Below are 15,891 nucleotides of genomic sequence, written 5' to 3' on the forward strand. Positions count from 1 at the left end.
ATCCGGGAGACGGGCTCACACAGCCGCCTCCCCGGCCTCCAGAGGCCGTACGGCCGACCGTCCACCGTCCGGACGGTCGGCCGTCGGCCGTGTCTCCGGCAGCAGGGCGAAACAGCCCAGGCTCAGCAGCGCCACGGCGGTCAGATACACGGCGACGCCCCAGGGCGGGCCGTCGCCGTGGGACACCGCCGTCGCCACGATCGGCGTGAGCGCCCCGCCCAGGACGCCCGCGAGGTTGTAGCCGAGCGCCGCCCCCGTACAGCGCACCCGCGCCTCGAACAGCTCGGGCAGATAGGCCGAGGTCACGGCGAACATGGTGATGAAGGAGAGCAGCGCGCCCAGGAAGCCCAGGAACATCAGCGGCGGCTCACCGGTGCGCAACAGCGCCACCAGCGGAAACATCCACACCACGATGGCCGCGCAGCCCACCAGGCACATCGGCCGCCGCCCGAAGCGGTCGCCGAGATGGGCCGCCAGGGGCGTCAGGGCGCCCAGGACCGCCACGGCCGCCATGATGCAGCCCAGCAGGGTGGTGCGGGCCACCCCGAGCCGCTCCGTGCCGTATGCCAGCGACCAGGTCGTGACCGCGTAGAAGACGGAGTAGCCCACCGCCAGCCCGCCCGCGGTCAGCAGGACCAGCCGCCAGTGGCCGCGCACCACCTCGGCCAGCGGCGCCGCGGCCTGCTCGCCGCGCTCGGCCAGCTCCCGGAACCGCGGGGACTCGGTCACCTGGGCCCGCAGCAGCAGCCCGGCGCCCGCCAGCAGCCCCGCGCCCCAGAACGGCACCCGCCATCCCCAGGACCGGAACTCGCCGTCGCTCAGCGCGGCCGACAGGGCCAGCATCGTGCCGTTGGCCAGCAGAAAGCCGATGGACGGGCCGACCTGCGGAAAGCCAGACCACAGCCCGCGCCTCGCGGCGGGCGCGTGCTCGGCGGTCAGCAGCACCGCGCCGCCCCATTCGCCGCCCAGCCCCAGCCCCTGGAGGAAGCGCAGCACGAGCAGCAGGACGGGGGCGGCGATGCCGATCGAGTCATAGGTCGGGACGAAACCCACGGCGACGGTCGCGAGACCGGTGAGCATCAGCGAGGCGATGAGCACCGGACGGCGCCCGTGGCGGTCGCCGAGGGGCCCGAAGAGCATCGAGCCCAGCGGCCGGGAGACGAAGCCGACGGCGAAGGTGCCGAAGGCGGCGAGGGTGCCGGCCAGCGGCGAGAAGGTGGGGAAGAACAGCGGGCCGAGGACGAGCGCCGCGGCCGTGCCGTAGACGAAGAAGTCGTAGAACTCGATCGCGGTGCCGACCAGGGACGCGGCGGCGAGGCGGGCCATGGACGGTGAGCGGTCATGCTGCGGTGAGCGGTCGTGCTGCATGACGCGACAACCGCCCCGGCCCGCCGGGGGTCACGGGGCGTACGGAGGCGCGCGGCGCTCCGGGGCCGTGCGAGCGCCGCTACCAGCCGCGCTCGCGCCACTCCCCGAGGTGCGGGCGCTCGGCGCCGAGGGTGGTGTCGTCGCCGTGGCCGGGGTAGACCCAGGTCTCGTCGGAGAGCTGGTCGAAGAGTTTGGTCTCGACGTCGTTGATCAGGCTCTCGAACGCCTTGGGATCCTTACGGGTGTTACCGACCCCGCCCGGGAACAGGCAGTCGCCGGTGAACACATGCGGATGGCCGTGCGGATCGTCGTAGATCAGGGCGATGCTGCCGGGGGTGTGGCCGACCAGATGGCGGGCGGTCAGCTCGACCCGGCCGACCCGCAGCGTGTCGCCGTCCTCGACCAGGACGTCGGTGCGCGCCGGAATGCCCTCCGCGTCGTAGCGGCCCGCGTAGGTGGTTGCGCCGGTGGCCTCCATCACCTCGCGCAGCGCGCCCCAGTGGTCCGGGTGGCGGTGGGTGGTGACCAGGGACGCGATCCCGCTCTCGCCGATGAGGGAGAGCAGGGTGTGCGGCTCCGCGGCGGCGTCGATCAGCAGCTGTTCGTCGGTGGCCCGGCACCGCAGCAGATAGGCGTTGTTGGACATGGGGCCCACCGCGACCTTCGAGATCATGAGATCGGGCAGTTCATGCACGTCGGCCGGTCCGCCGACCGTCACCACTCCGCTGTAGGTCATGGCCTCAGCCTAGTGCGGGCAGGACGGGCAAGGGACCGTCGGGGCAGGAGAGACCGGCACCGTCCGTACGGCCGGTGAGCCAGCCCAGCAGGGCGGCGGGGGAGCCGGTGACGGTGACCGGGGACTCCCCGGGGGCGGCGGGGCGGCCGGTGTGCCGGACGTCGCCTTCGCCGGGCCCGGTGGCCAGCCGCAGCGGGGGAATATCCGGGCGACCGGCGACCCTTGTACCAATCAGCACGGTGAGCAGGCTCTCGACGAACGTGGCGGGGAGATCCGCCACGGTGCGGCCGATGCCGAGATCGACATGGTGCAACTCGACCTCGGTGAGGCGGCGCAGCGGCAGCCCGGCGGCCGGCTCCCGGACACCGCCGCGCGGGGTCACCTCGTACGACAGGCGCTCCGGGGGCAGCGCGGCGACCGCCGCGTCGAAGCGGGTGGCGCTGGTCCGCAGGTCGTCCAGGTGGACGGCCAGCGGCCGGGCGGCATCCCGCCGGATGTCGGCGTCGCGGGTCTCCGCGTCGCGGTACATCGGAGTCTCTTCGCCGGTCCTGGCCCAGGTGAGAAGGTTCACCATCGCGTCCGCGTTGCGGGCCAGGTGGGCCAGGACATGGCCGCGGGTCCAGCCCGGGAGCTCCGATGGACGAGTGAGGGAGGCCTCGTCGAGGGCGGCGACGGCGGTCAGCAGCCGGTCCGTCGCCTCCTGCACGGCGGCGGCGTCCCGGGCGTAGTCGGCCCCGGCGTAGTCGGTCATGACCCGACCGTAGTGCGCACCACACGATCGGGTGAAGTCGGCTCCCGCGTCCCGCAAATCGAATGTGCGTGCTATAGGCTCGGTGTGCTGCATCCTTAAGACATCGTCGTCGTGCCCCCATACCCTGGGTTGGGGGCTTCGCTCCGCTCCGCCTCTGCTCCGACCGGCAGGGCCGCCCCGCGAGCGGGCTCGGCGCACCCCGACCCTCTCAAGAAAGGTGCCGACCGGCGTGGCCGACCGTCTCATCGTTCGTGGCGCTCGTGAGCACAACCTCAAGAACGTCTCACTCGACCTTCCTCGCGACTCGCTCATCGTCTTCACCGGGCTGTCCGGGTCGGGCAAGTCGTCCCTCGCGTTCGACACGATCTTCGCCGAGGGGCAGCGCCGGTACGTCGAGTCGCTCTCCTCCTACGCCCGCCAGTTCCTGGGGCAGATGGACAAGCCCGATGTGGACTTCATCGAGGGCCTGTCCCCCGCGGTGTCGATCGACCAGAAGTCGACCTCGCGGAACCCGCGCTCGACGGTCGGCACCATCACCGAGGTCTATGACTACCTCCGGCTGCTGTTCGCCCGTATCGGCAAGCCGCACTGCCCCGAGTGCGGCCGTCCGATCGCCCGCCAGTCACCGCAGGCGATCGTGGACCGGGTGCTGGAGCTCCCCGAGGGCAGCCGCTTCCAGGTGCTCTCCCCGCTGGTGCGCGAGCGCAAGGGGGAGTTCGTCGACCTCTTCTCCGACCTCCAGACCAAGGGTTACAGCCGCGCCCGGGTGGACGGCGCCACCATCCAGCTGTCCGACCCGCCGAAGCTGAAGAAGCAGGAGAAGCACACCATCGAGGTGGTCGTGGACCGCCTCACCGTCAAGGAGACCGCCAAGCGCCGGCTGACGGACTCGGTGGAGACCGCGCTCGGCCTCTCCGGCGGCATGGTGATCCTCGACTTCGTGGACCTGGAGGAGGACGACCCGCAGCGGGAGCGGATGTTCTCCGAGCATCTCTACTGTCCGTACGACGACCTGTCCTTCGAGGAGCTGGAGCCGCGCACCTTCTCCTTCAACTCGCCCTTCGGCGCCTGCCCGGAGTGCACCGGCATCGGCACCCGGATGGAGGTCGACCCGGAGCTGATCGTCCCGGACGAGGAGAAGTCGCTGGACGAGGGCGCCATCCACCCCTGGTCCCACGGCCACACCAAGGACTACTTCGGCCGTCTGGTCGGCGCGCTCGCCGACGCGCTCGGCTTCCGTACCGACGTCCCCTGGGCCGGGCTTCCGCAGCGCGCCAAGAAGGCGCTGCTGGGCGGGCACCGGACCCAGATCGAGGTCCGCTACCGCAATCGCTACGGCCGCCAGCGGGCGTACACCACGGCCTTCGAGGGCGCGCTGCCCTATGTGAAGCGGCGCCATTCGGAGGCGGAGAGCGACGCCAGCCGGGAGCGGTTCGAGGGCTATATGCGCGAGGTGCCCTGCCCCACCTGTGAGGGCACCCGCCTCAAGCCGATCGTCCTGGCCGTCACCGTGCAGGACAAGTCCATCGCGGACGTCTCGGCGATGTCGATCAGCGAATGCGCCGAGTTCCTGCGTCGCATGGAGCTGAGCGCGCGTGAGAAGACCATCGCCGAGCGGGTCCTCAAGGAGGTCAACGAGCGGCTGCGGTTCCTGGTCGACGTCGGCCTGGACTATCTCTCGCTCAACCGCGCCGCGGGCACCCTCTCCGGCGGCGAGGCCCAGCGCATCCGGCTGGCCACCCAGATCGGCTCCGGCCTGGTCGGTGTGCTCTATGTGCTGGACGAGCCGTCCATCGGTCTGCACCAGCGCGACAACCACCGGCTGATCGAGACGCTGGTGCGGCTGCGCGACCTCGGCAACACCCTGATCGTCGTGGAGCACGACGAGGACACCATCAAGACCTCGGACTGGGTGGTGGACATCGGCCCGGGCGCGGGCGAGCACGGCGGCAAGGTGGTGCACAGCGGGCCGCTGAGCGAGCTGCTGGTCAACCAGGAGTCGGTGACCGGGCACTATCTGTCCGGCAAGAAGGCCATCCCGCTGCCGGCGGCGCGCCGGCCCATGGACCCCAAGCGGCGCCTTACGGTCCACGGCGCGAGGGAGAACAACCTCCAGGACATCGATGTGTCCTTCCCGCTCGGGGTGCTCACCGCCGTCACCGGTGTCTCCGGATCGGGTAAGTCCACACTGGTCAACGACATCCTCTACACCCATCTGGCCCGCGAGCTGAACGGTGCGCGGGCGGTTCCCGGGCGGCACACCAGGGTCGCCGGCGACGATCTCGTCGACAAGGTGGTGCATGTCGACCAGTCGCCCATCGGCCGCACCCCGCGCTCGAACCCGGCCACGTACACCGGCGTCTTCGACCATGTGCGCAAGCTGTTCGCGGAGACGATGGAGGCCAAGGTCCGCGGATATCAGCCCGGGCGGTTCTCCTTCAATGTCAAGGGCGGCCGCTGCGAGAACTGTTCCGGCGACGGCACCATCAAGATCGAGATGAACTTCCTGCCGGATGTGTATGTGCCGTGCGAGGTCTGCCACGGCGCGCGCTACAACCGGGAGACCCTGGAGGTGCACTACAAGGGCAAGTCCATCGCCGAGGTGCTGGACATGCCCATCGAGGAGGCCCTGGACTTCTTCGAGGCCGTGCCCACCATCGCCCGCCATCTGCGCACCCTCAACGAGGTCGGGCTGGGCTATGTCCGGCTCGGGCAGCCCGCGCCGACCCTCTCCGGCGGTGAGGCCCAGCGCGTCAAGCTGGCGAGCGAGCTCCAGAAGCGGTCCACCGGCCGCACGGTGTATGTGCTGGACGAGCCGACCACCGGTCTGCACTTCGAGGACATCAGCAAGCTGATCAGCGTGCTCTCCGGCCTGGTCGACAAGGGCAACACGGTGATCGTCATCGAGCACAACCTCGATGTGATCAAGACGGCCGACTGGGTCGTGGACATGGGCCCCGAGGGCGGCAGCGGCGGCGGTCTGGTGATCGCCGAGGGCACCCCGGAGGACGTGGCCTCGATCCCGGTCAGCCACACCGGGAAGTTCCTGCGGGACATGCTGGGGGACCGGGTGAGCGACGCCACGGTGCCCGCCGCGCGCAAGGGCGGCGTGACCACCAAGAAGGCGCCCGCCAAGAAGGCCGCTGCGAAGTCCACGGCGGCCAAGAAGACCGCGGCGAAGAAGACCGTGGCCAAGAAGGCGGCGGCCAAGACCACGGCCGCCTCCAAGCGGGCGGCCGCGAAGTAGCCCAAGCCGTTGTGCCGGCGCCGCGCCCGGACCGACCCGGGTGCGGCGCGAGCGCGGGCGTAACCGGTTGGGCTCAGGCCAGCTCGGAGGCGTAGGGCGGCTCCGCTCCCGCGCGGGAGCAGGTGATCGCGGCGGCGCGGGCGGCGAAGCCCAGCACATCCCGCCAGGACGCCTCGTCCAGCTTGGCCAGCGCGGGCGCCGACAGCGCCTGGTGCCCCGCCAGCCGGTGCAGCAGCGCGGCGTTCACGGTGTCGCCCGCCCCGATGGTGTCCACGATGTCCACCCGCTCGCCCGGCACCGAGATCACCGAGCCGTCCTGGCGCCGTACGCTCAGCCCCTCCCCGCCATGGGTGAGCACCACGGCCGCCGGGCCCGCCGCCAGCCACGCGCCCACGGCCCTCTCGACATCTCCCGCGTCCTCCGAGTCGGCCAGCCACCTGGCGTCCTCTATGGACAGCTTCAGCAGGCCGATATGGGGCAGCCAGCCGTGGAAGCGGGCCCGGTAGGCATCGGCGTCGGGGATCAGGCCGGTGCGGATATTGGGGTCCAGCGTGGTGAAGACCCCGCGCGCGGCCTCGCGCCGCAGCAGTTCCTCGTACGCGCTCGCGCCCGGCTCCAGCACCAGCGAGCAGGTGCCCAGCGACAGCGCGTCCACCCCTTCGGGAAGGGACGGCGGCAGGGTGAAGAGCCGGTCCGCGGTGCCCTGCACATAGAAGCCGTACCCGGCCGAGCCATCGGCCCCGATGGAGGCGACGGCCAGGGTCGTGGGCTCCTCGCCGCGCTGCACCAGCGCGGTGTCCACGCCGTCCTTCCGCAGGCCCTCCAGCAGCGCCTCTCCGAAGCCGTCCGTGGAGACCCGCGAGCAGAACGCGGTGGGCGAGCCGAGCCGTCCCAGCGCCAGCGCGGTGTTGTACGGGCCGCCGCCGCGCGCGGGCCGCAGCGCGGGCAACTGGCCCCCCGCCGCGGCGCTCGACGTGCGCTCGGGCACGAGGTCGATCAGGGCTTCTCCGGCGACGACGATCACGAGACGGGGTCCTTTCCGGCGAGTCCGGGAGTTCCGGGGGGCGGTCGGTCGAGGGCTTCGGCCACGCAGCCGCACGAGGTGCGGTGGACGAAGGCACAGGGCAGCCGTACGGTGCGCGGCGGGCGCCCCGGATTCTCCAGCCGCTCGAGCAGCAGCCGGACGGCGGTGGCGCCGACCTCCTGGCTGGGCTGGGAGATCGCGGTGAGCCCGGGGGAGAAGACATCCGCCCAGGAGAAGTCGTCGAAGCAGACCAGCGCGAGATCGTCCGGCACGCTCAGCCCCGCCGTCCGCAGGGCGCGCAGCGCACCGATGGTCATCGCGTTGTTCGCGGTGATGATCGCGGTGGGCGGTTCGGGCGAGGCCAGCAGCCGGTGGACGGCGTCCTCCGCGCCCCGCGCCTCGGAGTGGCCCTCGGCCAGCAGCCCGGGGCGGAACGGCAGCCCGTGCCGCTCCAGCCCGGCCCGGTAACCCGCGATCCGCTCGGTGGTGGTGCTGAGCCCCGGCAGCCCCGCGACCATCCCGATGCGGAGGTGGCCGAGATCGGCGAGATGGTCGACCAGTTGTTCCACAGGGCGCGCGTTCTCGGCGCACACCTGGTCATGGGCGTCGCCGACCAGCCGGTCGAGGAAGACGGCGGGGATCTTACGGCGGCCCAGATACTCCAGCAGCCCGGCGGGCTCGGCCGACGGGGCGACGATCACGCCGTCCACCCGTCGCTCATGGAGCAGCCGGACGACGGTGAGCTCATGCGCGGGGTCGTCATGCGGATCGGCGATCAGCAGGCCGTACTCCCGCGCCAGGGCGCTGGACTCGACGCCCTGGAGGATCTCGGTGAAGTACGGATTGCTGATCGCCGAGACGGCCAGGCCGATCGAGCGGGTGCGCGCGGTCACCAGGGAGCGCGCCAGCGTATTGGGGATGTATCCGAGGTCGTCGATGGCGTCCAGTACGGCCTTACGGGTGCCGGGGCGGACCGGCCGGGTCTCGTTGAGCACATGCGAGACGGTGGCCACGGACACTCCGGCGCGACGGGCTACGTCGACCATGGTCGCCATCCGCTGCGCTCCTCGATGGTGTGTGGTCGTGGGGGCCGGGCGTTGGCTCCGTGGGGCCCTGGGGGCAGGTAACGTATCGCATCCTCGATTCGACGTAAACGTTTGCGCAAGCGCTTACGTCGGCACAGGGAGGCGGTGGCGAACGGAAGGATCTGTGCCGGTATGGTCGGAGGGCCCTCACACCCCCAGGAGCCGCAGATGTCCAGCCAGCCCGCCTCCCGCCGAACCGTGCTGTGCCGCGCCGCGCTGGCCGGAGCCGCCGGGCTCGGGGCGGCGGCCTGCTCCCCGGACGGATCGGGCAAGAAGGCGTCCCCGACGCCCACCGCCCCCGTCGAGCTCGGCTCGGCCGGTGTCGTGCCGGTCGGCGGCGCCAAGATCTACCGCGAGCAGCGGGTGGTGGTCACCCAGCCCGCCAAGGGGGAGTTCACGGCGTTCAGCGCGGTGTGCACCCACGCCGGATGCGTCGTCGACACCGTCGAGGACGGCAAGATCAACTGCCCCTGCCACGGCAGCCAGTTCGACGCCCGCACCGGCAAGGTGCTCCAGGGCCCCGCGGAGAAGCCGCTGCCGTCGGTCCCGGTCACCGCGAAGGGCGGACGGCTCGTCGCGGGGCCCGACGCCTGAGCGGCCCCTGACGACTGAGCGGGCGCCCGGCGCGCGCCCGGACGGCCGCGCGACTCCCGAATCCCCTGGACCTCACCGCACCGCGTCCCGAGGGCGCCGGATGTGTCACTCCCCGCAAGTAGGGTGGTGACCATGGCCGACCCGAGCAGCTACCGCCCCAAGCCGGGACAGATCCCCGACTCGCCGGGGGTCTACAAGTTCCGTGACGAGCACGGCCGGGTGATCTACGTCGGAAAGGCGAAGAGCCTGCGCCAGCGGCTCTCGTCGTACTTCCAGGACCTGGCGAACCTCCACCCGCGGACCCGCACCATGGTCACCACGGCCGCCGCCGTGGAGTGGACCGTGGTCTCCACCGAGGTCGAGGCCCTGCAGCTCGAATACTCCTGGATCAAGGAGTTCGACCCCCGGTTCAACGTCAAGTACCGCGACGACAAGAGCTACCCCTCCCTCGCCGTGACCCTCAACGAGGAGTTCCCCCGGGTCCAGGTGATGCGCGGCGCCAAGAAGAAGGGCGTGCGCTACTTCGGCCCGTACGCCCACGCCTGGGCCATCCGCGAGACCGTCGACCTGATGCTGCGCGTGTTCCCCGTCCGGACCTGCTCCGCCGGGGTGTTCAAGCGCTCCGCGCAGATCGGCCGCCCCTGCCTGCTCGGCTATATCGGCAAGTGCTCGGCCCCCTGCGTCGGCCGTGTCACCGCCGAGGAGCACCGCCAACTGGCCGAGGAGTTCTGCGACTTCATGGCCGGCCGCACCGGCACCTATCTGCGCCGCCTGGAGGAGCGGATGCACGAGGCGGCCGAGGAGATGGAGTACGAGAAGGCGGCCCGGCTCCGTGACGACATAGGGGCGCTCAAGCGCGCCATGGAGAAGAACGCGGTGGTGCTCGCCGACGCCACCGACGCCGACCTGATAGCGGTCGCCGAGGACGAGCTGGAGGCGGCCGTCCAGATCTTCCATGTGCGCGGCGGCCGGGTGCGCGGTCAGCGCGGCTGGGTCACCGACAAGGTCGAGGCCGTCGACACCGCCGGGCTGGTCGAGCACGCCCTCCAGCAGCTGTACGGGGAGGAGCGCGGCGACGCCGTCCCCAAGGAGGTCCTGGTGCCCGCCGTACCGGAACCGGCCGAGCCGGTCACCCAGTGGCTTGCCGAGCGCCGGGGCTCCCGGGTCGATCTGCGCATCCCGCAGCGCGGCGACAAGAAGGACCTCATGGAGACCGTGCAGCGCAACGCCCAGCAGGCGCTCGCGCTGCACAAGACCAGGCGCGCCTCCGACCTCACCACGCGCTCCCGGGCGCTGGAGGAGATTGCCGAGGCCCTGGGGCTGGACTCCGCTCCACTGCGCGTGGAGTGCTTCGACATCTCCCATCTCCAGGGCGATGACGTGGTGGCCTCCATGGTGGTCTTCGAGGACGGGCTCCCCCGGAAGAGTGAGTACCGCCGTTTCCAGATCAAGAGCTTCGCCGGGCAGGACGATGTCCGCTCCATGCACGAGGTCGTGAGCCGCCGCTTCCGCCGCTATCTGCAGGAGAAGCAGAAGACGGGGGAGTGGCAGGAGGAAGCCGCCGGGGCTTCCGGGGTTCCCGGGGCTGTCGAGGCGTCCGAGCCCGCTGGGGTTCCCGGGGTCGCCGAGACATCCGGGGCTCCCGGGGCTGTCGAGACTCCCGGGTCCACCGGTACCGCCGGGCAGCCCATCGACGGACCTGACGGACCCGACGGACCCGACCAGGGGCCCTCCGGTCCGATCGACGAGGAGGGGCGGCCGAAGCGGTTCGCCTATCCGCCCCAGCTCGTCGTGGTCGACGGCGGCAAGCCGCAGGTGGCCGCCGCCAAGCGGGCCCTGGACGAGCTCGGCGTCGACGATGTCGCCGTCTGCGGCCTCGCCAAGCGGCTCGAGGAGGTGTGGCTGCCGGACGAGGAGGACCCGGTGGTGCTGCCCCGCAGCAGCGAGGGGCTCTACCTCCTCCAGCGGGTCCGCGACGAGGCGCACCGATTCGCCATCACCTATCAGCGCAGCAAGCGCGCCAAGTCGCTGAAGACCGGGCCGCTGGACACCGTTCCGGGCCTCGGTGACAGCCGTAAGCAGGCCCTGCTGAAGCACTTCGGCTCGGTCAAGCGGCTGCGCGCCGCCACCGTCGAGCAGATCTGCGAGGTGCCCGGCGTCGGCCGTAAGACGGCTGAGACGGTCGCCGCGGCGCTCGCCGGGGCCGCCCCGGCCGCGCCCGCCGTGAACACCGCCACAGGAGAGATCATTGAGGACGAGGCCGCCGGCGCGGCTTCGTCGAACGGGGGGACCAGACCATGACCGAGCACGCGAACCATGGAGACGGAGCGCAGGTGAATACGGGCACGTCGGGCGAGCCCGCCGAGGCGGCGGCCATCCCCGAGCTGGTGATCATCTCTGGAATGTCGGGCGCGGGCCGCAGCACCGCCGCCAAGTGTCTGGAGGACCTCGGCTGGTTCGTCGTGGACAACCTGCCGCCCGCGCTGATCCCCACCATGGTCGACCTGGGCGCCCGCTCCCAGGGCAATGTGGCCCGGATCGCCGTGGTGGTGGACGTCCGCGGCCGCCGCTTCTTCGACAACCTCCGCGAGTCCCTCGCCGACCTCGCCGCCAAGAACGTCAAGCGGCGCGTGCTGTTCCTGGAGGCGTCCGACGAGGCGCTGGTGCGCCGCTTCGAATCCGTGCGCCGCCCGCACCCCCTCCAGGGCGACGGCCGGATCGTGGACGGCATCGCCGCCGAGCGCGATCTGCTCCGCGAGCTGCGCGGGGACGCCGATCTGGTGATCGACACCTCCAGTCTCAACGTCCATGAGCTGCGCGCCAAGATGGACGCCCAGTTCGCGGGCGAGGAGGAGCCCGAACTGCGGGCCACCGTGATGTCGTTCGGCTACAAGTACGGGCTGCCGGTCGACGCCGATCTGGTGGTGGACTGCCGCTTCCTGCCCAATCCGCACTGGGTCCCCGAGCTGCGCCCCTTCACCGGGCTCAACGAGGAGGTCTCCAGCTATGTCTTCAACCAGCCCGGCGCCAAGGAGTTCCTGGACCGCTACGCGGAACTGCTCCAGCTCATCGCCGCGGGCTACCGCCGCGAGGGCAAGCGCTATGTGACCATCGCCGTCGGCTGCACCGGCGGCAAGCACCGCAGCGTCGCGATGTCCGAGCGGCTCGCCCCGCGGCTGGCCGCCGAGGGAGTGGAGACCGTCATCGTCCACCGGGACATGGGGCGCGAGTGACCATTCGTAGCAACCGGCTGCGACGGCTGGTCGGGGCGCGGGCGAACCGGGGCGCACAGCCCAAGGTCGTCGCCCTGGGCGGCGGCATGGGCCTGTCGGCGTCGCTCGCCGCGCTGCGCCGGATCACCGGCGATCTGACCGCCGTCGTCACCGTGGCCGACGACGGGGGCTCCAGCGGACGCCTCCGCGACGAGCTGGGCGTGCTGCCGCCCGGCGATCTGCGCAAGGCCCTGGCCGCGCTGTGCGGCGACGACGACTGGGGCCAGACCTGGGCGCGGGTCATCCAGCACCGCTTCGCCAGCGAGGGCGAGCTGCACGGCCACGCGGTCGGCAATGTGCTGATCGTCGCCCTGTGGGAGCAGCTGGGCGACCATGTGAAGGCGCTCGACCTCGTGGGCAAGCTGCTGGGCGCCCACGGCCGGGTGCTGCCCATGTCGGCCGTCCCCCTGGAGCTCCAGGCGTACGTCCGGGGCCATGACCCGGCGCGCCCGGACGAGGTCTCCACCGTCGCCGGGCAGGCCACCGTGGCGCTCACCCCCGGCGAGGTGCAGTCGGTCCATCTGGTGCCGCTCGATCCGCCGGCCGTCCCCGAGGCCGTCGAGGCGGTCATGGACGCCGACTGGGTGGTGCTGGGGCCCGGCTCCTGGTTCTCCTCCGTGATCCCGCATCTGCTGGTCCCCGATCTGCTCAAGGCGCTCACCGAGACCAAGGCCCGGCGCGTGCTCTCGTTGAACCTCGCTCCTCAGCCGGGAGAAACCGACGGCTTCTCCCCGCAGCGTCATTTGGAGGTTTTGGCCCGACACGCCCCTAAACTCGCCTTCGACGTGGTGCTGGCCGACGAGGCCGCCGTCCCCGACCAGAGCAGTCTGTGCGACGCCGCCAAGCGGCTGGGCGGCACAGTCGAGCTTGCGCCGGTGGCCGCGACCGACGGTGCCCCGAAGCATGACCCGGAGCTTCTGGCGGCCGCGTACGACCGTATTTTTCGGATGCATGGAAGGATCGGCCCATGGCGATGACGGCAGCGGTGAAGGACGAAATCTCCCGGCTCCCCGTCACCCGGACCTGCTGCCGGAAAGCGGAGGTCTCGGCGATCCTGCGGTTCGCGGGCGGGCTGCACCTGGTCAGCGGGCGCATCGTGATCGAGGCGGAGCTGGACACGGGGATCGCGGCCCGCAGGGTCCGCAAGGACATCCTGGAGATCTTCGGCCACTCCTCGGACCTGGTGGTGATGGCCCCCGGCGGGCTGCGCCGCGGCAGCCGGTACGTGGTGCGGGTGGTGGCGGGCGGTGACCAGCTGGCACGGCAGACCGGCCTGGTCGACGGCCGCGGCCGGCCGATCCGCGGACTGCCGCCGCAGGTCGTCTCCGGCGCCACCTGCGACGCCGAGGCCGCCTGGCGCGGGGCCTTCCTCGCCCATGGCTCGCTCACCGAGCCCGGCCGCTCGTCCTCCCTGGAAGTGACCTGCCCTGGCCCGGAGGCCGCGCTCGCGCTGGTCGGCGCCGCCCGCCGGCTCCAGATCGCCGCCAAGGCGCGCGAGGTGCGCGGGGTGGACCGGGTGGTCGTCCGGGACGGTGATGCCATCGGCGCGCTGTTGACGCGGCTGGGGGCGCATGAGTCGGTCCTCGCCTGGGAGGAGCGGCGGATGCGCCGCGAGGTGCGGGCCACCGCCAACCGCCTCGCCAACTTCGACGACGCCAATCTGCGCCGCTCGGCCCGCGCGGCCGTCGCCGCCGGGGCCCGGGTGCAGCGCGCCCTGGAGATCCTGGGCGACGAGGTGCCCGAGCACCTCGCCGCGGCCGGGCGGCTGCGCATGGAGCACAAGCAGGCGTCCCTGGAGGAGCTGGGCGCCCTCGCCGACCCGCCGCTGACCAAGGACGCCGTCGCGGGCCGTATCCGCCGTTTGCTGGCCATGGCCGACAAGCGCGCCCAGGATCTGGGCATCCCCGGCACCGAGTCCAGCCTGACCGAGGAGATGGCCGACGGCATGGTCGGCTGACGGCGCCCCGCGTCCAGGGCCGACCGCCCCGAGACCGGGTAGCGGTCCGACGGTCTCTTCGTATCCGCTCGTGAGCTTGCAAGCACGAACCGGTTTGCCGGGGATACGGCTCAGATGGCGCTGACCGGGCGGATGTCGCTGGGCGCGTCCGGCGTGGGGCCCCGTCAACGATCCCGCACCGTGGTCCTGCGGTGGATGTGACTCCGGGCGCGGAAGCCGGCTTCGCAGAAGAGCATGAATCGGTGTGAGCCCGGGCAGTCGGGAGCATAAGCGGAGCCGCATCGAACCGAGTCAACGAACTCGAGGTGTCCACCGAGTGCGAGGCGGGCCTCCCGCCCAATCCGCACGCGTTCGTCAACTTCTCAGCCGTGAACGGCCCGAGCCTGTTGACCGCAGGTCCGCGGTTCGGGACGGTTGACGGGGCCCCAGGCTGGGGCGCTCTCGGCCCGTGGGCGGTGCCGGGGGCGCCGGAGGGCGGTCCGGCGAACGCCGGGGACTGGTCCCGTTCGCGGGAGCTGTTCCCCACCGCCGCGGGCGTCACCACGCGGGACACCGTACTGCTGGGATTCGGCCTGGAGCCCGTCCCCGACGACGGCCAGAGGGCCGGTTGGTGGGCGACGCGCTACCTGCGCTGCGTCGTTGACAGCGCGTGACACATCGTGACTGAATCGGCGGTCCGTACCACTTTCCGGTGGTCATGGGCCGCCGATGCCAATGTCACGTACGTCCCGTGATAGCGGTAGGGTCGGAGGCGGTCGGGGACATCCCATTACACGTTCGCCGGCGTCCAGACCGGCACACCAACGAGGAGATCGGTTCGTGACGATCCGCGTAGGCATCAATGGCTTCGGCCGCATCGGTCGCAACTACTTCCGCGCGCTCCTTGAGCAGGGCGCGGACATCGAGATCGTCGGTGTCAACGACCTGACCGACAATGCCACCCTGGTCCACCTGCTCAAGTACGACTCCATCCTCGGTCGGCTGAAGCACGAGGTCAGCCACACCGAGGACACCATCACGGTGGGCAACCAGACCTTCAAGACGATGGCCGAGCGCGACCCGGCCGCACTTCCGTGGGGCGAGCTCGGCGCCGACATCGTGGTGGAGTCCACCGGCATCTTCACCAAGCGGGAGGACGCCGCCAAGCACCTTGCCGCCGGCGCCAAGAAGGTCCTGATCTCCGCGCCCGCCAAGAACGAGGACATCACCATCGTGATGGGCGTCAACCAGGACAAGTACGACCCGGCGAACCACCACGTCATCTCCAACGCCTCCTGCACCACCAACTGTGTGGCGCCGATGGCCAAGGTCCTCGACGAGAACTTCGGCATCGTCAAGGGCATGATGACGACGGTCCACGCGTACACCAACGACCAGCGCATCCTGGACTTCCCGCACAAGGACCTGCGTCGCGCCCGCGCGGCGGCCGAGAACATCATCCCGACCTCCACCGGTGCCGCCAAGGCCACCGCGCTGGTCCTCCCGCAGCTCAAGGGCAAGCTGGACGGCATCGCGATGCGCGTCCCGGTCCCGACCGGCTCGGTCACCGACCTCGTCCTGGAGCTCGACCGCGAGGTCACCAAGGACGAGATCAACACCGCCTTCCAGAAGGCCGCCGAGGGTCAGCTCAAGGGCATCCTCGAGTACACCGAGGACCCGATCGTCTCCTCGGACATCGTCAACTGGCCCGCGTCCTGCACGTTCGACTCCTCCCTGACCATGGTCCAGGGCAAGCAGGTCAAGGTCGTCGGCTGGTACGACAACGAGTGGGGCTACTCCAACCGCCTCGTCGACCTGACCGTCTTCGTCGGCGGCCGGCTCTGACCGCTGTCCCGATGAGCTAGGAAACGGGGCCCG

Annotated in this window: 13 protein-coding genes; 8 read left to right on the plus strand and 5 right to left on the minus strand. The window is 71.2% G+C overall.

Annotated elements, in window-relative coordinates; genetic code table 11:
* Positions 1-15 precede the first annotated feature (15 nt).
* From ACMTAK_RS36910 to ACMTAK_RS36920, 3 genes are all read right to left on the minus strand, one after another.
* Positions 16-1,326, minus strand: a complete 1,311-nt coding sequence (locus ACMTAK_RS36910) for an MFS transporter (RefSeq protein ID WP_413813107.1) — start codon at positions 1,324-1,326, stop codon at positions 16-18.
* 121 nt (positions 1,327-1,447) lie between these two features.
* Positions 1,448-2,104, minus strand: a complete 657-nt coding sequence (locus ACMTAK_RS36915; RefSeq protein ID WP_413810179.1) for an MBL fold metallo-hydrolase — start codon at positions 2,102-2,104, stop codon at positions 1,448-1,450.
* Between the two features lie 4 nt (positions 2,105-2,108).
* The gene (locus ACMTAK_RS36920; RefSeq protein WP_413810180.1) at positions 2,109-2,855 is read right to left on the minus strand and encodes a maleylpyruvate isomerase family mycothiol-dependent enzyme; all 747 of its coding nucleotides are present in this window, start codon (positions 2,853-2,855) and stop codon (positions 2,109-2,111) included.
* Positions 2,856-3,084: 229 nt separating this feature from the next.
* On the opposite strand from ACMTAK_RS36920, the gene uvrA reads away from it, so the two are divergent.
* Positions 3,085-6,102: an excinuclease ABC subunit UvrA gene (uvrA, locus tag ACMTAK_RS36925; protein WP_413810181.1), complete on the plus strand. Its 3,018-nt coding sequence runs from the start codon at positions 3,085-3,087 to the stop codon at positions 6,100-6,102.
* A 73-nt stretch (positions 6,103-6,175) separates the two neighbouring features.
* On the opposite strand, the gene ACMTAK_RS36930 is transcribed toward uvrA, so the two are convergent.
* On the minus strand, positions 6,176-7,126 hold the full coding sequence (locus ACMTAK_RS36930; RefSeq protein WP_413810182.1) for a carbohydrate kinase family protein: 951 nt from the start codon (positions 7,124-7,126) through the stop codon (positions 6,176-6,178).
* The gene (locus ACMTAK_RS36935; protein ID WP_413810183.1) at positions 7,123-8,181 is read right to left on the minus strand and encodes a LacI family DNA-binding transcriptional regulator; all 1,059 of its coding nucleotides are present in this window, start codon (positions 8,179-8,181) and stop codon (positions 7,123-7,125) included. The genes ACMTAK_RS36930 and ACMTAK_RS36935 overlap by 4 nt, the downstream gene beginning before the upstream one ends.
* 198 nt (positions 8,182-8,379) lie before the next feature.
* On the opposite strand from ACMTAK_RS36935, the gene ACMTAK_RS36940 reads away from it, so the two are divergent.
* The 7 genes from ACMTAK_RS36940 to gap all read left to right on the plus strand — a co-directional run bounded on the left by ACMTAK_RS36940 (position 8,380) and on the right by gap (position 15,858).
* Entirely contained in the window at positions 8,380-8,805 is a 426-nt protein-coding gene (locus ACMTAK_RS36940) for a QcrA and Rieske domain-containing protein (protein WP_413810184.1), read from the plus strand.
* A 132-nt stretch (positions 8,806-8,937) separates the two neighbouring features.
* Entirely contained in the window at positions 8,938-11,106 is a 2,169-nt protein-coding gene (gene uvrC / locus ACMTAK_RS36945; protein WP_413810185.1) for an excinuclease ABC subunit UvrC, read from the plus strand.
* Positions 11,103-12,038 (plus strand): RNase adapter RapZ, encoded by a 936-nt coding sequence (gene rapZ / locus ACMTAK_RS36950; protein WP_262702717.1) that lies wholly within the window; start codon positions 11,103-11,105, stop codon positions 12,036-12,038. The genes uvrC and rapZ overlap by 4 nt, the downstream gene beginning before the upstream one ends.
* The gene (locus ACMTAK_RS36955; protein ID WP_413810186.1) at positions 12,035-13,054 is read left to right on the plus strand and encodes a gluconeogenesis factor YvcK family protein; all 1,020 of its coding nucleotides are present in this window, start codon (positions 12,035-12,037) and stop codon (positions 13,052-13,054) included. The genes rapZ and ACMTAK_RS36955 overlap by 4 nt, the downstream gene beginning before the upstream one ends.
* Positions 13,045-14,034 (plus strand): DNA-binding protein WhiA, encoded by a 990-nt coding sequence (gene whiA / locus ACMTAK_RS36960; RefSeq protein WP_020872204.1) that lies wholly within the window; start codon positions 13,045-13,047, stop codon positions 14,032-14,034. The genes ACMTAK_RS36955 and whiA overlap by 10 nt, the downstream gene beginning before the upstream one ends.
* Positions 14,035-14,339: 305 nt before the next feature.
* Positions 14,340-14,687: a hypothetical protein gene (locus ACMTAK_RS36965; RefSeq protein WP_413810187.1), complete on the plus strand. Its 348-nt coding sequence runs from the start codon at positions 14,340-14,342 to the stop codon at positions 14,685-14,687.
* A gap of 166 nt (positions 14,688-14,853) precedes the next feature.
* Positions 14,854-15,858: a type I glyceraldehyde-3-phosphate dehydrogenase gene (gene gap / locus ACMTAK_RS36970; protein ID WP_198267364.1), complete on the plus strand. Its 1,005-nt coding sequence runs from the start codon at positions 14,854-14,856 to the stop codon at positions 15,856-15,858.
* The last annotated feature ends 33 nt before the right edge of the window (positions 15,859-15,891 follow it).

It is taken from the genome of Streptomyces lacaronensis, from assembly GCF_047337785.1.
Classification (GTDB): Bacteria; Actinomycetota; Actinomycetes; order Streptomycetales; family Streptomycetaceae; genus Streptomyces; species Streptomyces lycopersici.